This is a genomic window from Streptomyces sp. SJL17-4 (assembly GCF_036826855.1).
GTDB lineage: Bacteria > Actinomycetota > Actinomycetes > Streptomycetales > Streptomycetaceae > Streptomyces.
The window spans coordinates 3,304,096-3,325,588 of sequence record NZ_CP104578.1; the positions used below are offsets into that span (position 1 = coordinate 3,304,096).

General features: G+C 73.0%; 18 protein-coding genes and 1 pseudogene. 14 read left to right on the forward strand and 5 right to left on the reverse strand.

Annotation, left to right across the window (positions count from 1 at the left end; translation table 11 throughout):
* Nucleotides 1-17: 17 nt before the first annotated feature.
* The gene (locus N5875_RS14380) at nucleotides 18-257 is read right to left on the reverse strand and encodes a chaplin (protein ID WP_318208929.1); all 240 of its coding nucleotides are present in this window, start codon (nucleotides 255-257) and stop codon (nucleotides 18-20) included.
* Nucleotides 258-636: 379 nt separating this feature from the next.
* Between N5875_RS14380 and N5875_RS14385 the strand changes: the two genes are divergently transcribed.
* The 9 genes from N5875_RS14385 to N5875_RS14425 are packed head-to-tail and all read left to right on the forward strand — an operon-like array spanning nucleotide 637 to nucleotide 11,331.
* Nucleotides 637-1,695: a DUF3344 domain-containing protein gene (locus N5875_RS14385; protein WP_318208928.1), complete on the forward strand. Its 1,059-nt coding sequence runs from the start codon at nucleotides 637-639 to the stop codon at nucleotides 1,693-1,695.
* A 1-nt stretch (nucleotide 1,696) separates the two neighbouring features.
* A complete protein-coding gene (locus N5875_RS14390; RefSeq protein WP_318208927.1) occupies nucleotides 1,697-2,833 on the forward strand; it encodes a glycosyltransferase in 1,137 nt (378 codons plus the stop codon).
* Entirely contained in the window at nucleotides 2,830-4,278 is a 1,449-nt protein-coding gene (locus N5875_RS14395; RefSeq protein ID WP_338494129.1) for a sugar transferase, read from the forward strand. The genes N5875_RS14390 and N5875_RS14395 overlap by 4 nt, the downstream gene beginning before the upstream one ends.
* 2 nt (nucleotides 4,279-4,280) lie before the next feature.
* Nucleotides 4,281-5,621, forward strand: coding sequence for an O-antigen ligase family protein (locus tag N5875_RS14400; RefSeq protein WP_338494131.1), 1,341 nt, complete (start codon nucleotides 4,281-4,283; stop codon nucleotides 5,619-5,621).
* The gene (locus tag N5875_RS14405; protein ID WP_338494134.1) at nucleotides 5,614-7,644 is read left to right on the forward strand and encodes a lipid II flippase MurJ; all 2,031 of its coding nucleotides are present in this window, start codon (nucleotides 5,614-5,616) and stop codon (nucleotides 7,642-7,644) included. Before N5875_RS14400 ends, N5875_RS14405 begins: the two co-directional genes overlap by 8 nt.
* Nucleotides 7,541-8,344: a polysaccharide deacetylase family protein gene (locus tag N5875_RS14410; RefSeq protein WP_338494137.1), complete on the forward strand. Its 804-nt coding sequence runs from the start codon at nucleotides 7,541-7,543 to the stop codon at nucleotides 8,342-8,344. The genes N5875_RS14405 and N5875_RS14410 overlap by 104 nt, the downstream gene beginning before the upstream one ends.
* The gene (locus N5875_RS14415) at nucleotides 8,341-9,474 is read left to right on the forward strand and encodes a glycosyltransferase (RefSeq protein WP_338494140.1); all 1,134 of its coding nucleotides are present in this window, start codon (nucleotides 8,341-8,343) and stop codon (nucleotides 9,472-9,474) included. Before N5875_RS14410 ends, N5875_RS14415 begins: the two co-directional genes overlap by 4 nt.
* A 13-nt stretch (nucleotides 9,475-9,487) precedes the next feature.
* Nucleotides 9,488-10,174 carry a lipopolysaccharide biosynthesis protein gene (locus N5875_RS14420; protein ID WP_338494142.1) on the forward strand — a complete coding sequence of 229 codons (687 nt, stop codon included), beginning with the start codon at nucleotides 9,488-9,490 and terminating at the stop codon, nucleotides 10,172-10,174.
* The gene (locus N5875_RS14425; RefSeq protein WP_338494144.1) at nucleotides 10,171-11,331 is read left to right on the forward strand and encodes a GNAT family N-acetyltransferase; all 1,161 of its coding nucleotides are present in this window, start codon (nucleotides 10,171-10,173) and stop codon (nucleotides 11,329-11,331) included. Before N5875_RS14420 ends, N5875_RS14425 begins: the two co-directional genes overlap by 4 nt.
* Before the next feature lie 525 nt (nucleotides 11,332-11,856).
* Here the strand turns inward: N5875_RS14425 and N5875_RS14430 are convergent.
* Nucleotides 11,857-13,077: pseudogene (locus N5875_RS14430) on the reverse strand (glycosyl hydrolase); the annotation flags it as partial.
* A gap of 158 nt (nucleotides 13,078-13,235) precedes the next feature.
* Between N5875_RS14430 and N5875_RS14435 the strand changes: the two are divergent.
* Nucleotides 13,236-14,579 (forward strand): ATP-grasp domain-containing protein, encoded by a 1,344-nt coding sequence (locus N5875_RS14435; RefSeq protein ID WP_338494146.1) that lies wholly within the window; start codon nucleotides 13,236-13,238, stop codon nucleotides 14,577-14,579.
* Between the two features lie 26 nt (nucleotides 14,580-14,605).
* On the forward strand, nucleotides 14,606-15,862 hold the full coding sequence (locus N5875_RS14440; RefSeq protein WP_318209230.1) for an FAD-dependent oxidoreductase: 1,257 nt from the start codon (nucleotides 14,606-14,608) through the stop codon (nucleotides 15,860-15,862).
* A gap of 68 nt (nucleotides 15,863-15,930) precedes the next feature.
* On the opposite strand, the gene N5875_RS14445 is transcribed toward N5875_RS14440, so the two are convergent.
* Complete coding sequence (locus N5875_RS14445; RefSeq protein WP_318208919.1) at nucleotides 15,931-16,164, reverse strand: chaplin; 234 nt, start codon at nucleotides 16,162-16,164, stop codon at nucleotides 15,931-15,933.
* Between the two features lie 170 nt (nucleotides 16,165-16,334).
* Nucleotides 16,335-16,748 (reverse strand): rodlin, encoded by a 414-nt coding sequence (locus N5875_RS14450; RefSeq protein WP_318208918.1) that lies wholly within the window; start codon nucleotides 16,746-16,748, stop codon nucleotides 16,335-16,337.
* Between the two features lie 218 nt (nucleotides 16,749-16,966).
* Between N5875_RS14450 and N5875_RS14455 the strand changes: the two genes are divergently transcribed.
* The 3 genes from N5875_RS14455 to N5875_RS14465 all read left to right on the forward strand — a co-directional run bounded on the left by N5875_RS14455 (nucleotide 16,967) and on the right by N5875_RS14465 (nucleotide 19,337).
* Complete coding sequence (locus N5875_RS14455) at nucleotides 16,967-17,377, forward strand: rodlin (protein ID WP_318208917.1); 411 nt, start codon at nucleotides 16,967-16,969, stop codon at nucleotides 17,375-17,377.
* Nucleotides 17,378-17,794: 417 nt separating this feature from the next.
* Entirely contained in the window at nucleotides 17,795-18,835 is a 1,041-nt protein-coding gene (locus N5875_RS14460; RefSeq protein WP_338494151.1) for an LCP family protein, read from the forward strand.
* Between the two features lie 94 nt (nucleotides 18,836-18,929).
* A complete protein-coding gene (locus N5875_RS14465; RefSeq protein ID WP_338494154.1) occupies nucleotides 18,930-19,337 on the forward strand; it encodes a rodlin in 408 nt (135 codons plus the stop codon).
* Nucleotides 19,338-19,413: 76 nt separating this feature from the next.
* On the opposite strand, the gene N5875_RS14470 is transcribed toward N5875_RS14465, so the two are convergent.
* The gene (locus N5875_RS14470; protein WP_338494157.1) at nucleotides 19,414-21,435 is read right to left on the reverse strand and encodes a thioredoxin domain-containing protein; all 2,022 of its coding nucleotides are present in this window, start codon (nucleotides 21,433-21,435) and stop codon (nucleotides 19,414-19,416) included.
* Between the last annotated feature and the right edge of the window lie 58 nt (nucleotides 21,436-21,493).

Genomic DNA, 21,493 nt, shown 5'->3' on the forward strand with positions numbered 1-21,493 from the left:
CGATCAGGCGTGCCGGATCAGGCGTTGACGCAGGCGTTGCCGAGGGCCGGGTTCAGCGCGCCGATGACGCTGACGGTGTTGCCGCAGAGGTTGACCGGGATGTGCACCGGGACCTGGACGACGTTGCCGGAGGCGACACCGGGGGACTTCACGGCCGCGGCCTCGGCGCCGGCGTCGGCGGCGGCGGCACCGGCGGCACCGGCGACCGCGGCGGCGGCACCCACGGTCAGGACAACGGCCTTGGCGATACGGGACATGGGGAAGTGCTCCTCGATCGAAATTCAACGTGGACTGCGCGGACTGTTCGGCCCGGCTCTCTCAACAACGCCTCGGCCTTTCATCGGTTGCTCTCCCGAACGGGTGACGTTCAACCGATCTTTGGGCCATAGGAGGGCCATTGGAGGGAGTGGGCGTGGAATGGCGCAACACGCTCAACGAGGAACCTGCCGCACGGATACGGGAGTTAGCGTTTCCAGGCATCTAATGCTTACTATCGCCCCGCGTCGGGGTTATAACGTTCCCGAACGTTGCTTCCGGGCCCGCCGCGCGTTCACCCATTTCGTGCGGACGACACCTTCCCCTCTCCCGGCCTTCACGGGTCTTCCCTTCCTTCTCTCATCAAAGCGGAGAACCTGTATGCGGAATTCAGCGGTTCTTGCTGTGCGTCGCAGCGTGTTGTGCGCCCTGTCGTGTGCGGCGCTGTCCGCCGCGCTGCCGGTCGCCTCCGCCTCAGCACCCGAGCCCCGGGAGGCGAGCCGCGTCCCGTTCGCCGCCCGCTACCAGTCCGTGCAGCACGGTGGGGTCGTGCGTGCGGCCAACTCCTCGGCGAAGGGCGCGAAGGGCACCGAGTCGGTCAACGACGACGCCGCGATCGCCTACGTCGACGTGGACAGCGACCCCAACACGTACAACTCCAGCCGGGCCGAACTCGCCGTTCCCGCGGATGCCCGGGTCAGCTGGGCCCGTCTCTACTGGGGCGGGAACCTGCGGGTGGGCGAGCAGAAGCCGCCCGAGGACAACGGCCGGGTACTGATCGCCGAGCCCGGCGGCCAGTACAAGGCGCTGCTCGCGGACACCCTGATCGGCCACCGCACGGCCGACGGAGCCGACGCCTTCCAGGCCTCCGCCGATGTCACCGAGCTGGTCCGTTCCGCCCGGTCGGGGCAGTGGACGGTCGCTCAGGTCAACGTCGCCATGGGCCGGTCGGCGGTCGGCGGCTGGGGTGGCTGGACGCTCGTCGCCGCGTACGAGAAGGCGTCGGAACCGCTCCGCAGGATCGGTGTCTGGGACGGATTCGAAACGGTCGGACCGCACTCCGGCGAGCTTCGCGTACCGCTCGACGCAAACCGTTACGGCAAGGACACGAACGGCAGTCTCGGGGTGATCGCCTATGACGGCGACCGGGGTACTTCCGGTGATTACCTGGCAGTGGAAACGAGCCGCTCGAAGGGCGTCCGGCTCTCCGATTCCGCCAATTCCGCGGACGACGTGATGAACTCCAGCATCACCGAATTCGGCACCGGCCGTACGGTCCGCTCACCCGATGGTACGAACACTCTGGGGTACGACTCCGACGTCTTCGACCTGCGGGGGGCACTGCGCGACGGGGCCGACCGTGTCCACGTCCGGTCGGGGAGCCGGAAGGACACCGTGTGGCTCGGTGCGCTCTTCTTCCAGGCGGACGTCCGGCGCTGACGTGCTGCCTCCACGAGACACGGACCCCGGGTCCGTCACCGTCCTGCACGCGGTCCAGCCCGGTGACGGCGGGGTCGCCCGTGTCGTCATCGACCTCGTCCGCGCCCAACTCGCCGCCGGTCTGCGGGTCGCGGTCGCCTGTCCCCCGGACACCGTCCTGGCCGCCGCCGTCCGCGCCGAAGGGGCCGACACCCATGTCTGGCGGGCCGGCCGGAACCCCGGACCCCGGCTCGTCCGCGAGACCCGGGACCTGGCCCGGGTGATCCGTACCGTCCGCCCCGGACTCGTCCACGCGCACAGCGCGAAGGCCGGGCTCTGCGCCCGACTCGCCCTGCGCGGACGGGTTCCGACGGTGTATCAGCCGCATGCCTGGTCCTTCGAGGCGGTCGAGGGAACGACCGCCGCGCTGGCCCGGCGCTGGGAGCGGTTCGGCGCCCGCTGGGCCGACCGGATCGTCTGCGTCAGCGAGGCCGAACGGCGTACCGGCGAGGCCGCCGGGGTCACGGCGGACTGGTCCGTCGTCCACAACGGTGTGGACGTGGCCCGGTTCGCGACCGAAGGCCCGCCCGGCAACCCCGCGCCCACCGTCGTCTGCGTGGGCCGGCTCTGCCGCCAGAAGGGGCAGGACGTGCTGCTCGCCGCCTGGCCCGCCGTCCTCGCGGAGGTGCCGACGGCCCGTCTCGTCCTGGTCGGCGACGGCCCCGACGGCGAGCGGCTGCGCGCCGCCGCCGGCCCCTCGGTGCGGTTCACCGGCGCCGTCGACGACACCGTCCCCTGGTACCGGGCCGCCGATGTCGTCGTCCTGCCGTCCCGCTGGGAGGGCATGGCGCTCGCGCCCCTGGAGGCGATGGCGGCCGGCCGGCCGGTCGTCGTCAGCGATGTCGACGGGGCCCGCGAGAGCCTGCCGCCCGCCCATGAACCCCTGTGCCTGGTCCCGCCCGAGGACCCGGCCGCGCTCGCCACCGCTCTCGGCCGCCTCCTCGGCAGGCAGGAGCTCCGGCACCGCCTGGGCCGTGAGGCCCACGAGCACGTACTCAGCAGATTCGATGTCCGGCGCACCGGCGCTGCCGTCGCGGACGTCTACCGCGAACTGGCCCGAGTGCGGGGCACCGAGCACAGAGAGCCGATTGCGCAGTGACCACCGAAAGCACCAGCGTCCCTCCCTCACCGGGCCCCTGGCCCACGGCAGGCCAGACCTTCGGCCTCGCCTCCCTCGCACCGCGCCGCGGCACGACCGACCGGCTCGCCCTGCTGTACCGCCCGGTGCGGCCGCGGTCCGGCGTGCTGCCGCTCGTCGCGGTCGACTGCCTGGCCGTCCTCTCCGCCGCCACGCTGCTGAGCACGGCGCACCACGACGTCCGGCTGCTGCTGCCGATCGTGGCGCTCGTCCTCGTCCTCGACGGGCACGCGGGGCTCCACCGTCCGGCCCCGCACACCCGGGCCCTCGACGAGCTGCCCGCGCTCGCCTCCCGAGCCGGCGTCGCCTGGTGTCTGGCGGCGGCCGCGGTGGCCGCCGCCTCCCCGGACCTGGCGATCGGGCCGCTGCGGCTCTGCGCCGCGTACGCCACGCACGTCGGCGTCGTGACCTTGATCAGGGCGTTGCTGCTCGCCCGGCGGCGCCGGATCGCCCGCGACCATCCGCGGTCGGCGCTGATCGTCGGCGGGGCGGGGGCCGCGCGCCGGTTCGCCTCCGCCGCCGCCCAGCATCCCGAGTACGGGGTACGACCGGTCGGCATCGTCGGCGTGCCCGAGCAGGGCGGCGCTCCCCGGCCGGCCGGCGAGTCCGGGCTTCCGGTGCTCACCACGACGGAGGAGATCCACCGGGCCGTCATCCAGAACACCGTGCGCGACGCGGTGTTCCTCGACGACGACCCGGGGCTCGTGACCCTCTTCCAGCACTACGGCTGCACCACCTGGCGGGTCGGCGGACGGCACCAGGACGGGCCGATGGGCGCGCACATGTGGGGGTACGCCTGGCAGCGCGTCGTCCCGCCGGTCGAGCGCCGCGGTCTGCCCGCCAAGCGTGCCCTCGACATCGCGCTCGCCGCGCCCGCGCTGGCGTTCGCGCTGCCGGTGCTGCTGCTCTGCGCGCTCGCCGTGCGGTTCGCGGACGGTCCCGGGGTGCTGTTCCGGCAGGAGCGGGTCGGTCAGCACGGGCGGCACTTCACGCTGCTCAAGTTCCGTACGCTCCGGCCCTCCGACGACACCGAGTCGGCGACCCGCTGGAACGTGGCGGGCGACCGGCGGATGAGCGCGGCCGGGAACTTCCTGCGGAAGACCTCGCTCGACGAGCTGCCGCAGCTGTGGAACGTGCTGCGCGGCGATATGAGCCTGGTCGGGCCGCGGCCCGAACGCCCCTACTTCGTCGCCCAGTTCAGCAAGATCCACGCCGGTTACGCGGCCCGGCACCGGATGCCGGTGGGGCTGACCGGTCTGGCGCAGGTGCACGGGCTGCGCGGCGACACCTCGATCGAGGACCGCTGCCGCTTCGACAACCACTACATCGACCACTGGTCGCTCTGGCAGGACGTCTGCATCCTGCTGCGCACGGCGGCCGGACTCGTCCGACCCACAGGGAGCTGAGGATGGCCACGGCCGTGACGGTGCCGGCGCTCGCCCCGGACGTACGGGAGCCCGGCGCCCGGGAGACCGGCGTACGGGACTGGGCGCGCAGGGCCGGGGCGCTCTCCCCGGTCCTCGCCGTGATCGCGCTGCTGCTCGTCCCGGGCGGCGGCGGCGCGCAGGGCGGCACCGGCGGCACCGGGACGGTCGCCGACGCGGCCTCCGGGCTGCTCGTCCTGATCTGCCTCGTCCGGGTGCTGCGCGGCGGCGCCCGGCCGCTGACCCGGACGGCGGCCGTCGTCCTCGGTCTGCCGGTCCTCGGCATCTGTCTCGCGGCGATCACCTCGAACGACCCGGCGGCGAGCCTGCCGGGCGTCGCCCGGTACGTACAGATCTTCGTGCTCGTCCCGGCCGCCGTGCTCCTGATGATCCGTGACCGGCGGGACTTCGCCGTGGTCGCCTGGGGTCTGGTCGGGCTCGCGCTGCTCCAGGGCGCGGTGGGTGTCGCCCAGTACCTGACCGGCACCGGTGCCTCGTACATGGGTGAGGACATCCGGGCCGTCGGCACCTTCGGGCCGACCGATGTGATGGGCATGGCGACCGTCGTGTCGTACGGGCTCGTCGTCGTCACCGGGATCGCGCTCGGCAGCGGTCCCGGGCGGACCCGGACGGCCGCGCTCGTCTGCGCCGGACTGCTCTTCCTGCCGCTCGTGCTGTCGTTCAGCCGGGGCGCCTGGATCGCGACCGTGCTCGCCTGCGGGATCCAGCTGCTGCTCTCGGGTCCCCGGCGGGCCGCGCGCGTGGCGCTCGCCGCCGGCGCGCTCGGGGTGGTCCTGGTCGGCGGGCTCGGCATCGGCTCGGCGATGGTGAAGGAGCGGGTCGCCAGCATCACTCAGGTGGCGGCCGCGCCGGACCAGTCGGTGACGGACCGGTACACGATGTGGGCGGCGGCCGGGCGGATGTGGGCCTCGGAGCCGGTCACCGGCGTCGGCCTCAAGGGCTTCCCGCAGTACCGCGACTCGAACGCCTCCCTCGCCCTGTCCTCCGGCAGCGACACGGCCGGCGCGGGCGCCGCCTTCGCACGGCAGCCGCTGCTGTCCCCGCACAACATGTACCTCCTGGTCCTCAGCGAGCAGGGCCTGTTCGGGCTGCTCGCCCTCGCGGGCAGCTGGGTGGCGCTGCTCGTCGGCGCGCTGCGGCGCCGGCGCCTCGGCGCGGACTGCGCGCTCGTCGCGACGGGCCTGCTCGGCTGGCAGCTCATCGACTTCTTCTACGCGGACATCGGCGGCCCCTCGACGGTCCTGATGTCGGTCGTGCTGGGCCTCGCGGCCTGGTGGGCCCTCGCGGAGGTCCGGCGTGCGTGACCCGTGGGCCGGGGAACCGGAGCCCACGGACACCCCGCGGGCCGGTGAACCACGCCCCACGGGCGGACCGCCCTGCGGCACCCCGCTGACCGACCCCTGGCCGACCGCGCCTCCGGGCCCCACGGACTCCCCGTGGCCCTCGGAGGCCGTCGTGCTGCCGGGGACGGACACAGGCACGCGTACGGGCACAGGTACGGGCACGGGCACGCGCACGGGCACACGTACGGGCACAGGCGCGGGCGCGGGCACGGGCACGGGCGCGGGCACGGGCACGGGCGCGGGTGCGGGCTCCCGCGCCGCCTCCCCCGGTCCCTCCGGCCGTCGCGCCCACGCCCGGGGCCGGGCGGCCCGGACCGGCGCGCCCGAGGGCCGGGGCTTCCTCGCGAAGGCCGCCGCCGTGACCGCCGGACTCACCGCGGTCGGGGCGCTGCTCGGGCTCGTACGGGACCAGATCCTGGCCGGGTACTTCGGGGCCGGCGCCGAGACGGACGCGTTCCTGGTGGCGTGGACGGTGCCGGAGTTCGCCTCGACGCTGCTCATCGAGGACGCCATGGCACTGATCCTGGTGCCGGCCTTCTCCCGTGCCCTGGCCCGCCGTTCCGGCAGCCTGTACGGCGACCCGGTCCGCGCCCTCGTACGGGGCACCCTGCCCCGGCTCACCCTCACCGTCGGCGTCGTCGCCGCGATCCTCGTCGTCGCCGCCCCACTGATCGTCGGGGCGCTCGCCCCCGGTCTGCCCGACCCCGGCCTCGCGATCGACTGCACCCGGCTGACCGGGACCTGCGTCCTGACGTTCGCCCTGGTCGGCTACTGCTCGGCGGCGCTCCGCGCGCACGGCTCGTTCCTGCCACCGGCCACCATCTACGTGGCGTACAACGCCGGCATCATCGGCACCATCCTGCTGCTCCGCGAGCCCTGGGGCGTGCGCTCGGCCGCCGCCGGCGTCGCCGTCGGCGGGGTCCTGATGGTCCTCGTCCAGGCCCCCTCGCTCATCCGGGAGCTGCGCGCCCGCCCCGTACCGATGCGGGAGCCCGAGGCGCTCGCGCCCTCCTCCACCGGTGAGGGCCGCATCCTGGTCCTCGGACTGATCGCGCCCGTCGTCGCGTTCTCGCTGTCCCGCCAGTCGCAGACGCTGATCGAACGCTTCCTCGCCTCGCCGCTGCCCGCCGGCGCCATCTCGCATCTGAACTACGCGCAGAAGGTCGCGCAGATGCCGATGATCCTCTCCCTCATGCTGTGCACGGTCAGCTTCCCGGTGGTCGCCCGCGCCCTCGCGGCGGGCGACACGGAGGCGGCCCGCCGCCGCGTCGAGCGGGACCTGCTGCTCGCCGCCGTCGTCGTCCTCGTCGGCGCCTCGACGGTGATCGCCGTCGCGCCCCGGATCGTCGAGCTGCTCTTCGAGCGCGGCGAGTTCACCCGTACCGACACCGTCGCCACCGCCGCCGTCATGAGGGTCTACGCCCTCGGGCTGCTCGGCCAGACGATGGTGGGCGCGCTGGTCCGCTGCTACTTCTCCGCCGCGCGCCCGCTCTGGTACCCGGCCGCCGCGATGGCCGCCGGGCTCGTCACCACCGCCGCCGCCGGAGTCCCCGGCGCCCACTACTGGGGCGCCGTCGGCATCGCCGCCGCCAACGCCCTCGGCATCACCCTGACCGCGGTCCTGCTGCTGCGCGGCGCGCACCGGCAGGCCGTCCCGGTCCGTGTCGACCGGCTCGGCGAGGGACTGCTCCGGCTCGCCACCGCGGGTGCGTGGGCCACCGGCGCCGGCTGGCTGTGCTCGCTCGCGATCGGCCCCGCCGCCCTCGCCGTCGCCGTGGCGGGCCTGGTCGTCGCCGGCGTCTTCCTGATCTTCATCGCCTGCGCCGCCAAGGCGCCCGAGATTCCGCCCCTGCCCAGCTCCGCCTCCCGGAGGACCCCCCATGCCCGCCGCCACCGCGCTGAGCCGTCTGCTGCCGAAGCCGCCCCTGTGGATGAAGCCGCCCCCGTGGGTGGCGATGTACCACTCGATCGCGGACACCGCTGACGATCCGTACCGGGTGACCGTCTCCCCCGTGCGCTTCGCCCGGCAGCTGCACTGGCTGGGCGACCGAGGGCTGCGCGGGGTGTCGGTCCGGGAGCTGCTCGCCGCCACCGCGGAGGGGCGCGCCAAGGGGCTCGTGGGCCTGACCTTCGACGACGGTTACGCGGACTTCCTCGACTCGGCGCTGCCGCTGCTCCGCCGGCACGGCTTCACGGCGACGGTGTACGTCCTGCCGGGGCGGCTCGGCGGCGAGAACACCTGGGACGCGGAGGGTCCGCGCAAGCCGCTGCTGACCGAGGACGGCATCGTGCGGATCGCCGAGGCCGGCTTCGAGATCGGCTCGCACGGGCTCACGCACGTCTCGCTCACCGCGGCCGACGACACGGAGCTGGCCGCGGAGACCCGGCGGAGCCGCGAGCTCCTGGAGGAGATGACCGGCACCACCGTCGAGGGCTTCTGCTACCCGTACGGACAGGTCGACCCGCGCGCGATCCACGCCGTACGCAAGGCCGGTTACCGCTACGGCTGTGCGATCGACCCGGGCCCGCACACCGGCACGTACGCCCTGCCCCGGGTCCACATCGGCGAGGACGACACCTCGTGGCGGCTCACCGCCAAGCGCCTCCTGCACCCGCTGCGCCGCCGCCACCCCGCCGACCTGATCCCCGCGCGGTACGGCCCCGCCGTGGTCGGTGCGTCATGAAGGTCCTGCACGTCATCACCGGGCTGGGCATCGGCGGCGCCGAGCAGCAGCTGCGGCTCCTGCTCCGCCATCTGCCGGTCCAGAGCGGCGTGGTCACGCTCACCAACCCCGGCGCCGTCGCCGCCGGCATCGAGTCCGACGGCACCCCCGTCACCCATCTGGGCATGGCGGGCAACCGTGACATCGGCGCGCTCCCGCGCCTGGCCCGGATCGTCCGGCAGGGCCGGTACGACCTCGTCCACACCCATCTCTACCGGGCCTGCGTGTACGGCAGGACGGCGGCCCGGCTCGCCGGCGTGCGGCGGGTCATCGCCACCGAACACTCCCTCGGCGAGACCCAGATCGAGGGACGGCCGCTCTCGGCGGGCACCCGCGCGCTCTACCTCGCGTCCGAGCGGCTGGGCACCTCCACGGTCGCCGTCTCCCCGAGCGTCGCCCGCCGGCTCGCCGACTGGGGGGTGCCGCCGGACCGCATCCGGGTCGTCCCCAACGGCATCGAGACCGACCGCTTCGCCTTCGACACCCGCGCCCGCCGCCTCGCCCGGGGCGTCCTCGGGCTCCCCGACGACGCCTACGTCGTCGGCGGGGTGGGGCGGCTCACGCCCGGAAAGCGGTTCGAGCGGCTCGTCCGGGCGGTGGCCTCGATCCCGGACGTCCGGCTGCTCCTCGTCGGCGAGGGCGAGCAGCGCGCGGAACTCCTCCGGGTGGCCCGCGAGTGCGGGGCCGCCGACCGGGTCCTGCTCGCCGGGGCCTGCGAGGACCCGCCGAACACCGACCGGCCCGGGCCCTCACTGCCCGAACTCCTCGCCGCCATGGACGTCTTCGTGTCCACCTCCCCCGACGAGACCTTCGGACTCGCCGTCGTCGAGGCCCTCGCCGCCGGACTGCCCGTGCTGTACGTGGCCTGCCCGGCCATCGACGACCTGACACCGGAGGCGGCACCGGGTGCCCGCCGGATCGGCGAGTCCGTACCCGAGCTGGTCTCCGCGCTGCGCGGCATCCATGACGCCCGGCTGGCCCGGCTCCCGCTGCCGGCCGCCGCCCGCCGCTACGACATCGCGCACAGCGCCCGGCAGTTGATGTCCCTCTACGACCAGGCCGTCCACGGCACCCCCTCCCCCGCGAAGTGAGAGAGCCCGTCCGATGAACACCACCCCACGCCGTACCTTCCTCCCCGCCGGCCTGCGCGCACCGGGCCGCTGGGCGGTCCTGCCCGCCGCCGTCCTCGCCGGAGCCGTCCTCGGCGGCGGTTACGGGGCCCTCAAGACCCCGCAGTACGCGGCGACCAGCTACGTCATCGTCGTACCGGCCGAGAAGTCCGACCCGGCGGCCGCGCTCGGCTTCGCCCAGGCCTACGGGCGGGTCGCCACCGACATCGCGGTGACCGGCGACGCCCAGGTGTGGGCGGGGGTCACCGCCGACACCCTGCGCAAGAGCGTGCAGGCCGCGACCTCCCCGGACGCCCCGATGATCTCGATCACCGCCAAGTCCGTGAAGCCCGCGAAGGCCGTGTCCATGGCCGACGGGGTGGCCCGCGCGCTGGTCCTCAACAGCACCCACGTCGCCGGCAGCACGGGCGTGAAGGTCGTCCAGTTCTCCCGTGCCACGAAGCCGGTCGCTCCCGTGTCGCCCTCCGCGCCGCTCTCCGCGCTCGTCGGCGGCTGTGCGGGCGGGCTCCTGGGCGGCCTCGCCCTCCTGGTCCGGCCGAAGCGCGCCACCGCGCGCAGCGAGGCCCGGCACTCCCGGCAGGCGGCGACCCCCTCCGGAACCACGCCCTCCGCCGCCGTGCCCGCTCCCGCTGCCGCGGCGCACCAGCCGGAGGCGGTGTGAGCCCGAGAGCGACGGGCGTCCCGTCGGGCCTGCGGACCGAGATCTGCCGTGACGAGGAGGCCTTCGGGCGGCTGGCGGCCGAGTGGACGGCGCTGTACGGGCGCTGTTCCACCGCCACCCCCTTCCAGTCCCACGCCTGGCTGCACTCCTGGTGGCTCTCGTACGGCAGGCCCGGTGCGCTGCGGCTGGTGCTCGTACGACGCGAGGACGGCGTACTCGTCGCCGCCGCGCCCCTGATGCGCGCCCGGGGTCCGCTGCCCGTCCTCACCCATCTCGGCGGCTCGATCACCGACTTCACGGACGTGCTCCTCGACGACGGCTGCCCCGAGTCGGCCCCCGCGCTGGCCGGGGCGCTCGCCCGGGCCGCCCGGGGCGCGGTGATCGACCTGCGGGAGGTACGACCGGGGGCGGCCGGCGAACGGGTCCTCGTCCACTGGCGGGGGCCACGCCGACGGATGCCCGACTCGCTCTGCCTGGAGCTGCCCGCCGTACCCATGGAGGGGCTCCTCGCCCGTATCCCGTCCGGGAAGGCCCAGCGGGTCCGCGCCAAGCTGCGCAAGCTCGACGCCCTCGGCATCGACACGCACGTGGTCACCGGTTCCGAGGTGCCGGCCGCCCTCGACCGGCTGCTGAGGCTCCACCGGCTCCAGTGGCAGGGGCGGGGCGTCACCGCCGAGCACACCAGCGAGCGGTTCGCCCAGCACCTCACGCGGGCGGTGCGGCCGATGGTGGAGCGCGGGGACGCGATGGTGACCGAGTTCCGGCTGGCCGGGGACGTGGTGGCCGCCGACCTGACCCTGATGTCCCCGCGGCTCGCCGGCGGCTATCTGTACGGCGCCGACCCGGCCCTGCGGGCCCGCAAGGTCGACGTCGCGACGATGCTGCTCCGGCACGGCGCCGGGGAGTCCAGCGCCGGCGGCCGGGCCACGCTGAGCATGCTGCGGGGCACCGAGGCGTACAAGCACCACTGGCGGCCCGAGACCGTCGGCAACCAGCGGCTCATGCTCACCGGACGGGGTACGGCCCCGCTGCTCTGGCTCCGCGCGGGCGCCGCCGACGCGCGCCGCTGGGCGGTCCGGCAGGCGCGGGAACGCGCCTGGGTGGGCCGTGCGCTCGGCCGGCTCACCGGGCGCACGCCGAACGGCGGCGGCGGATGATCTCCGCCGCCGCCGTCCCGGGGGTCAGAAGGGCCAGACGCCCTTCAGCGCGTCCTTCCAGTCGAGGTCGACCTCGTCCTTCCAGGAGTCCTTCGGGACACAGACCGGCCCACCGATCCAACTCTCGACCCATGAACCGAGGTTCACGGTCCAACAGTCGGGCTTGGGCTCGGGCTTGGGCTCAGGCTTGGGTTCCGGCTTCGGCTCGGGCTTCGGCTCAGGCTTGGGTTCGGGCTTCGGCTCAGGCTTGGGTTCCGGCTTGGGCTCGGGCTTCGGCTCAGGCTTGGGTTCCGGCTTGGGCTCAGGCTTCGGCTCCGGCTTCGGCTCGGGCTTCGGCTCAGGCTTCGGCTCAGGCTTGGGCTCAGGCTTCGGCTCGGGCTTGGGCTCAGGCTTCGGCTCAGGCTTGGGTTCCGGCTTCGGCTCGGGCTTCGGTTCCGGCTTGGGCTCAGGCTTCGGTTCCGGCTTCGGCTCGGGCTTCGGCTCAGGCTTGGGTTCCGGCTTCGGCTCAGGCTTCGGCTCGGGCTTCGGCTCAGGCTTCGGCTTCGGCTCAGGAACCGTCGGGTCCACCGGATCCGTGGGATCGGTCGGCCACGTCGGGTCGGTCGGATCGGTCGGCCACGTCGGGTCCACCGGGTCAGTCGGCCAGGTCGGGTCCGTCGGGTCCACCGGGTCCGTCGGGTCCACCGGGTCGGTCGGGTCCACCGGGTCCGTGGGATCCGTCGGCTGCGTCGGGAGCTCCGGCTCCGTGCCGTACAGCATCTGCCGGAACGTCTGCGAGGACCGCGGATTGTCGTCGCACTGCCAGACGCCGTGCGGGCAGTAATCGGTGATCGTGTGATACAGCGGCTTGTGCTGCTTCATCCAGTCCAGCATGCGCCGCATGTATTCGGGGTTGTCGCCGTTACGGAAGAGCCCCCATTCGGGATAGGAGATCTCCTTTCCGTGCTCGGCGGCGAAATCGACCTGCTTCTGCAGCCCGTACGGTTCGCTGACGTGCTCGTCGAAACGGGAGCCCGGGGGCTGGTCGTACGAATCCATCCCGATGATGTCGACGACGTCGTCGCCCGGGTAGCACTCGGTCCACGGAACGGCGTCGCGGCCGCGGCTCGGGTTGAAGTCGAAGCGGAACTCCTGGCCGGGCACGGAACGCATCGCGGTGACGATCCGGTTCCAGTACTTCTTCCACGCGGTCGGGTCGGGCGCACAGCGGTGGGTGTACGTCGTCCCGTTCATCTCCCAGCCGAGGACGACGACCGTGTCGGTCGCCCGGAGGCGCACGAGCCGCTCGGCGAGGGCGGTGAAGTGGTGGTCGTAGTACCCGGCGGCGCCGAGTTGCAGCTGGCGGCGGACCTCGGCGTCGGAGACGCCCGCCTCGTTGCGCTCCAGCATGGGCACGTTGAGGACGAACAGGCGGTCGGCCTTCTCGTTGCGCCAGTCCGCCCAGGCGTCGAGGAAGCCGGGCGGGCCCTCGATGTTCTTCCAGAGGTCGCCGGGGAGGTAGGTGTGGCCGACGCGGAGTTCGCGTCCGCCGAGCCACTGCTCCAGCTGCCCGATGCGGGCGACCCCGAGCTCGCCCGAGTCGAGAAAGGCTCCCATGGCGCTGGAGAGAGTCGGTCCGGGGTCCCTCGTCGTTACGGATTCGGAGGCGTGCGCGGGGGACGACAGCACGACTGAGCCCGAGGCGAGGAGACCGGCGGTGAACACCCCCAGCCACACTCTCGATGTTCGCCGATGTGTAGCCGCCATGGCCGCTCCTTCGCGTCGTACGCGTTTTGATGATCCGTCAATCCGATGTTCAGAAAGTATTCCTAATGAGCCGACCGTGAACTCGGCTTTCCTCTGATCAGTAGTCCATTAGAGGATTTGATCGCCCAGTTGGGGCACCCGAGATGGAAGGGCATGCCGTGCCGCGCCGTCAGAGTTTCGACACCAGCGTCCCCACCGTTCTAGTGCGGCTCGACCGGAATCCCTTCCATCACGGCACGCTCGGAGCCGCGCGCTCGCTCGGCCGGGCGGGAATTCCGGTCCACGCGGTCATCGAATCGAGCACCAGTCCGGTCGCCCGCTCCCGTTATCTCCGATCGGCCCGCGCGAGTCCCGGGTCGGCCTCCGCCACCGAGCTGGTCGCGCTCCTCCACCGGTACGCGGACGAGATCGAGGACGAGGCGGGCCCGGCACCCGACGGCTCGTCAGTTCCCTTCCTCGTCCTCCCCCTGGACGACGTGAGCGCCCTCGGCCTGGCGCGCCGCCGCGCCGAGCTCTCCCCGCGCTTCCTGCTCCCCGAGCAGACCGAGGAGCAGCTGCTGCGGGTCGCGGACAAGGCGGCGCTCGCCGAGACCTGCGCGGCCCTGGGCCTGCCCCATCCCCGTACCGAACTCCCCACCGGCTCCCGCGAGGCCACCGCCATGGCCTGGTCGCTCGGTCTGCCGGTGGTCGCCAAGTGGAGCCGCCCCTGGCTGCTTCCGGCCGGTGGCGGGCTGCGCAGCACCTCGATCGTGCGGTCCCTCGCCGAGGTGCGGGAGCTGTACGCCCGGACACCGGAGGCCGGCAGCAGGCTGCTGCTCCAGGAACTCCTCCCCACGGGCCGTGACCTGGACTGGTTCTTCCACGGGTACGTGGACGCGGACGGCGGCTGTACGACAGGCGCGACGGGCCGCAAGGAGCGGTCCTGGCCGGACGGCGCCGGGCTCACCGCCGTGGGCCGCTGGACGGCGAACCCGACCGTGGAGCGCACGGCCCGCGAGCTGTTCGACGCGCTCGGCTACCGGGGCGTGTGCGACCTGGACTTCCGGCTGAACCCGTCGACGGGCGCGTACCACCTGCTCGACTTCAACCCCCGGCCCGGCGCGCAGTTCCGGCTCTTCGCCGACGCGGACGGTCTGGACGTGGTCCGGGCGCTCCATCTGGACCTCACCGGGCGCCCCGTACCCCCGCACTCCCCCGCGTACGGCCGCCGGTTCGTGGTCGAGAACTACGCGGCGCTGTCGTTCCTCACCTCACCCCGCCGCCGTCCCACGGACGGGTCCGGGTCCGGGTCCGGGGGCGCGTCGCGGCGGACCGAGTACGCCTGGTGCGCGGCGGACGACCCGGCACCGGCGTGCGCGATGGGCCTCGCCTGGCTCGGGCACCTGCTGCGCAGGGCGGTGGCCTCGGCGCGGCGGTTCCTCGGCTCCCGGCGGACGCGTCCACCGCTGCCGCCCGCGCCGCCGCAGCCCCGCAGCCCCTCCAACCAGCTCACCCCACGATGAAGGTGGACAGCACGATGTCGAAGTCGATGTACGACCTGGTGGTCGTCGGGGCCGGACCGTACGGTCTGTCCGTGGCCGCGCACGCGGCCGCCCACGGGCTGCGCCTGCGGACCTTCGGCCGCTCGATGGCGTCCTGGCACGCGATGCCCTCGGGCATGTTCCTGAAGTCGGAGCCCTGGGCCTCTCATCTCTCCGACCCGGAGGGGGCGTACGGGCTCGACGCCTACGCCGCCACGCGGGGTGTCCGCGCCGCGCACGGGGTGCCGCTGCCGGTGGATTTCTTCGCCGCGTACGGCGACTGGTTCGCCCGGCAGGCGGTGCCCGCGCTCGACGCGCGTCTGATCGGCTCGGTCGCGCCCGGCGCGGACGGCTTCGAGCTGCGCACCGAGGACGGCGAGGCGCTGCGGGCCAGGACGGTGGCGCTGGCGGTCGGCGTCCTGCCCTTCATGGAGATCCCGGGACCGCTGCGGGGCCTGCCCCGGCGGTACGTCACCCACTCCAGCCACCACGGCGAGCTGGACCGCTTCACCGGCCGGGACGTCACCGTCGTCGGGGCCGGGCAGGCCGCCCTGGAGACGGCCGCGCTCCTCGTCGAGGGGGGCGCCGCGACCGTACGGATCCTCGCCCGTGCGGACCGGCTGAACTGGAACACCCTGCCCCCGGCCCTCGACCGTGGCCTGTGGCCGACCGTGCGCGCACCGCACACGGGGCTCGGCTGCGGCTGGCGGAACAAGCTGTACGCGGACACCCCGGGGGTCTTCCGGCGGCTGCCGGCCGCGACCCGCGAGCGGATCTTCGACTCGGCGCTCGGCCCGGCGGGGGCCTGGTGGCTGCGCGAGCGGTTCGCGGCGGTCGGGGACGTGCGCCTCGGGCAACGGATCACCTCGGCGACCGTGACCGGGGACGAGCGGCTGCGGCTCGACGTGACCGGGCCGGAGGGAACGACGGTCCTGGAGACCGACCATGTCGTCGCGGCCACCGGCTTCACTCCGAGCCTGGACCGGGCGGACGTGCTCTCCCCGGAGCTGCGCGGCGCGTTACGGACGGTCGGCGCGGGCGGGGCACCGGAGGTCGGGGGTCTCTTCGAGTCCTCGTGGCCGGGCCTGTTCCTCGCCGGGCTGCTCACCGCGCCTTCGTACGGTCCCTCGATGCGGTTCGTCCTCGGGGCCGAGTACACGGCGGGGCGTCTGGTGCGCGGGGTGCGGCAGCGGCTGCGGGTGGGGACCCGGGGCGGGGCGGTGGGCCGACCGCGTACGGGCGGGAGGGCGCCGGTCTCCGCATGAGGGAGGGCCGGCCCCGGGGAGCGGACGCTCTCCGGGGGCCGGCCCTGTGTCTGCGCGCCGCTGAGGGATCAGGCGTTGACGCAGGTGTTGAACGCGGCCGGGTTGAGCGCGCCGATGACGTTCACGCTGTTGCCGCAGACGTTGATCGGCACGTGGATCGGGACCTGGACGACGTTGCCGGAGAGGACGCCCGGCGAACCGAACGCCAGGCCCTCGGCCTCGGCGTCGGCGAAGGCGGGGGTCGCCGCACCCATGGCCATGATGATTCCGGCGACGACGGCAGCAGCCTTCTTACAGTTCATTTTCGTCTGCATCCTTTCGGTGGCGGAACACTTTCACGCAACACAACGAACATGTCGCACAAAGGAAACCGCGAAAACGACGACTTTCGTTCTTTCACTCCATTGCGCGCACAACACAGGGCCGGAGGGAACGAGAGCGTTCCCTCCGGCCCTGTCCCGCGCGAGACGGATCAGCCGTTGTAGGCGCCGTTCCCGGAGAGGACCGGGATGTCCTCCAGGATGTGCGACAGCGGCTCGTCACCCTTGGCCTGGGTGGAGTTCTCGGTGCACTGCTGGTTCTGCGGGGAGGACAGGACGTTGATGTCCTGGACCGCGACCGGGACGAGGATGCCGACGACCGAGCCGACGTTGCCCTTGGCCGGGACGCCGAGGCAGAGCTTGTTCAGCGAGCCCTGGACGGCCGAGAACTGCGGGCTCATGTTGCCCTTGGTCTCCGAGTTGCCGAACGACTGGTGCGCGCCGTTGCCGCTGAGCGAGGTCGTACCGCCGTCGTCGGCGATGGCGAGCGCCGGGGAGGCCGCCGCAGCAGAAGCGCCGACAACAGAGGCCGTAACAGCCGCAGCCGCCATAATCTTCTTGATCACGGTGATTCCGTTCCTGTTCCCACCAATCGACCTGATTGATGCGACGGGATCAACTGCGCGCGGGGGCTTAGGTTCCGGCTCTTCACCCGTTCGACTGGCCCCTCGTTTGGCGCTGCCGAGTGCGCTCCGCCAAGGGAGTGACACAGCGGAACCCACGCGTCCACCGCCAGTTGATCAGGGCGCTCCCTGCACGGAGCCGGTTCTAGAAGGGAACTCCCGTGATCAAGAAGGTTATGGCCACTGCGGCCGCAGCCGTCTCCATCGTCGGCGCCTCCGCCGCCGTTGCCTCTCCCGCGCTCGCCATCGCCAACGACGGCGGCACCACGTCGCTCAGCGGCAACGGCGCCCACCAGGAGTACGGCAACTCCGCCACGTACGGCCACATGAGCCCCCAGTTCGCGCTGGTCCAGGGCTCGCTGAACAAGCCGTGCGTGGGTCTGCCGGCCAAGCTCAACGCCGGTTCCATCGTCGGGCTCATCCCGATCGCGGTCCAGGACATCAACGTCCTGTCCTCCCCGCAGAACCAGCAGTGCACCGAGAACTCCACCCAGGCCAAGGGTGACGAGGCGCTGTCGCACATCCTGGACGACATCCCGGTCCTGTCGGGCAACGGCGTCGGCAACAACTGACGTTCCGCCTCCGCGCGACGACGTCCACACGTCAGGGGCCGCCCTCCGGGGCGGCCCCTTTCGCGTCTGCTCCCTGTCGACCCGGCCGGTCGCTACCAGGTCGGCCAGACCGGGGTGGCCATCAGCCGTTCCCACTCGCGGTCCGGCATCCCCGGTACCGTGCGGCCCGCCTGCACCCATTGGGTGACGAGTGAGGAATAGAGGGGGAATGGTGTGCGATCGGCTGGGGGCGGGTCGCTCACATATCGGCTCTTCGGAATGAAGGCCATCCGTTCCCATTTCCCGGGATCCGGCGCCATCTTCGCTCCTTCCGCTGCGATTCCCGCATCATTCCACAGGCGTCGCAGGAGAGTGATTCGTCCTGTTCATGTCGCGTCGCGTATCTGTGTGCGAGAGTGATCGATTTACCGTTCGGGCATGAAATTCCCGCGATCACGGCGCCCCCGACGTCCGCTGCTCGTTCCGGCGGCGCTCGTCGCGCTCGCCGCCCTCGCTCCCGGCGCCCTCGCCGCCGCACCCACCGAGCTCCCCGCCCCCGAACGGGGGCTGAACCTCCTCGTGGTCGGCATCGACAGCCGCAGGGGTGTCACCGAGGAGGAGAAGAAACGATTCCGGCTCGGCGGGAAGGAGTGCGACTGCACGGACGTGATGATGCTCGTGCACGTCTCGGCCGAGAACGACCGGGTCGACGTGGTGAGCCTGCCGCGCGATTCGCTCACCTCCTTCCCCGACCAGCACCGCGACCGGCGGACCGGGAAGCTGCACGCCGCCCACCAGGCGAAGATCAACGGTGCCTGGGCCGAGGGCGGTTCCTCCTTCACGGTGGAGACCGTCGAGTCGCTGACCGGACTGCCCGTCCACCGGTACCTGGAGATCGACTTCCGGCGCTTCATGGACACCGTGGACCGTGTCGACGGCGGGGTCCCCATCTGTACGGAGAAGGCCCTCAAGGACTCGGCCACCGGCATCGACCTGCAGCCCGGGACCACGCCGGTCGGCGGCGGCGAGGCGCTCCAGTACGTGCGGTCGCGGAAGGCCGACGGGAAGATGGACTTCGGCCGCATCCAGAAGCAGCAGCAGTTCGTGGTGAACACCCTGGAGCGGCTCCGCGAGGGCATGCTCGACGATCCGGACCGGCTGCGGGACCTCGCGGAGACCCTGCGGGGGACGGGGGCGACCGAGCGCGGGATCTCCGCGACCGAGCTGCTCACGCTCGCCTCGCGGCTGCGGGACCTGCCCCCGGACCGGATGGAGTTCGCGACCGTGCCCGTACGCGGCTTCAACCCGAACATCGCGGGCGTCGGGTCCACGCTCGACTGGGACGAGGAGGGGGCGGCGGAGGTCTTCGGGCGACTGCGGAGGGACCAGCCGCTGCCGGCCGCCGACGAGGTCGCGCCCAGCGAGATTTCCGTGGCCACCTACCGGCCGGCTCCGGGGGCTTCGCTCATCTGCCCGTAGTCCGTCCGGTGGACTTCGCGGAACCTCCGGACCGCTGACCAGTTGATCAGCACGGCTCGGCACTCAGCGAGCCACAATCCGAAAGGCCTGAACAATGAAGAAGCTGTTGGCTACGGCTGCTGTGGCCGCGTCGGTGCTCGGCGCGACGGCGGCGGGTGCCGGACAGGCGCTCGCGATCGCCGACGACGGTGGCACCACCTCGCTCAGCGGCAACGGTGCCCACCAGGAGTTCGGCAACTCGTCCACCCACGGCAACATGAGCCCGCAGTTCGCGCTCGTCCAGGGCTCCCTGAACAAGCCGTGCATCGGTCTGCCTGCCAAGGTCAACGCCGGTTCCATCGTCGGGCTCATCCCGATCGCCGTTCAGGACATCAACGTCCTGTCCTCCCCGCAGAACCAGCAGTGCACCGAGAACTCCACCCAGGCCAAGGGTGACGAGCCGCTGTCGCACATCCTCAGCGACATCCCCGTGCTGTCCGGCAACGGCGCCGGCAACAGCTGAGCGACGACGCTCGGCACGGTGCGGCCCCGCGGCCCCTCCTCGGAGGGGTCGCGGGGCCGTCCCCGTTCCGGAGGCCTCAGAGCTTCCGGCGCAGTTCGTCCGGGTCGGTGACCGGCGCGTCACAGGTGAAGTGACGGCACACGTACGCGGCGGGACCACCGGCCACCAGCGGACGGTCCCTCAGCAGCGGGAACTCCTCGCTGTCGGGGGCGCCGAAGGCGAGCACCGCTCCGGGGGCGGTCGCAAGCAGCGCGGTACGGCGCAGCTCCCGGAAGGCCTCGTCACCGGGGGCGCCCACCACGGCGATCTCCCGGGGCCCGTCGAGGAGGGCCTCGGAGACGGCCAGGCCCCAGCCGATGAAGCGGGGCGCGCGCGGGCCGAGGGCCTTGACGACGCCGAGGGCGCCCTCGGCGGCGGCGCGGTGGGCGTCCGAGCCGGTGTGCGCGGCGTAGGAGAGCAGCGCGCCGGCGGCGGCGGTCCAGCCCGACGGGGCGGCGTTGTCCGTGGGGTCCTGCGGGCGGCGGATCAGGGCCTCTGCGTCGTGGGCCGTGTCGTAGAGGGCCCCGCCCTCGGCCGTGAAGCGGTCGATGACGAGGTCCAGGAGGAAGCCGGCGAAGTCGAGCCAGGCGCCCTCGCCGGTGACGGCGGCGAGGGCGAGGAAGCCCTCGGCGACGTCGGCGTAGTCCTCCAGGACGCCGGCGTTGGCGCCGGCCCGGCCGTCCTTGGACGTACGCGTGAGGCGGGCGGACTCGTCCATGTGGACCCGGACGAGGAGGTCGGCGGCCTCGGTGGCGCGCTCGACGAGGTCGGGGCGGTCGAAGAGGGCGCCGGTCTCGGCGAGGGCGGCGATCGCGAGACCGTTCCAGGCGGCGACGACCTTGTCGTCGCGGCCCGGACGCTCGCGCTCCGAGCGGGCGGCGAGGAGCCGGGCGGCGATCGAGGCCATCCGGTCGGCGTCGGCCGGACCGGCCTCCTGCGGGAGCTGGAGGACGGAGCTGCCGTGCTCGAAGGTGCCGTCCTCGGTGACGCCGTAGTGGGCGGCGGCGAGGGCGGCGTCCTCCGCGCCGAGGACCGCGGTGAGCTGCGCCGGGGTCCACGCGTAGTAGGCCCCCTCGACGTGCTTGCCGGTGCCGTCGTCGCTGTCCGCGTCGAGCGCGGAGGCGAAACCGCCCTCGGGGGTGCGGAGTTCGCGGACCATGAAGTCGGCGGTCTCCAGGGCGACCCGGCGGGCCAGGTCGCTGCCGGTGGCCCTCCACAGGTGCGCGTACACCCGGCAGAGCAGGGCGTTGTCGTACAGCATCTTCTCGAAGTGGGGCACGACCCAGGCGCGGTCGACGGCGTAGCGGGCGAAGCCGCCGCCGAGCTGGTCGTAGATGCCGCCGCGGGCCATCGCCTCGCAGGTGTCGGCGGCCATCTGGAGGGCGCCCTCGGAGCCCGTACGGGCGTGGTGGCGGAGCAGGAACTCCAGGGCCATGGACGGCGGGAACTTGGGGGCGCCGCCGAAGCCGCCGTGGGTCGCGTCGTACTCGCGGACGAGTCCGAGGAGGGCCTGGGCGAGCTCCTCCTCGCCGGGGACGCCGTCGCCGCCGTACGCGAGGGAGCGGCCCGCGAGGTCCTTGACGATGCGCTCCGCGACCTCGCCGACCTCGTCGCGCCGGTCGGCCCAGGCGCCCTTGACGCCCTCCAGGACCTCCGGGAAGGAGGGCATGCCGTGGCGGGGCGCGGGCGGGAAGTACGTACCGAAGTAGAAGGGGGCGGCGTCCGGGGTGAGGAAGACGGTCATCGGCCAGCCGCCCTGGCCGGTCGCGGCCTGGACGGCCTCCATGTAGACGGCGTCGACGTCGGGGCGCTCCTCGCGGTCGACCTTGACGGCGACGAAGTTGTCGTTGACCAGGGCCGCGGTGGCATCGTCCTCGAAGGACTCGTGCGCCATGACGTGGCACCAGTGGCAGGAGCTGTAGCCGACGCTGAGCAGCACGGGGACGTCGCGGCGCCGGGCCTCCTCGAAGGCCTCGGCCGACCACGGCCACCAGTCGACCGGGTTGTCGGCGTGTTGAAGGAGGTACGGGGAGGTCTCATGGGCCAGTCGGTTCGCCATGGTGTCCATCCTGCCCTGCCGCCCCGGACTCGCGCGGGAGCCCTGCCCCCGGCGGACC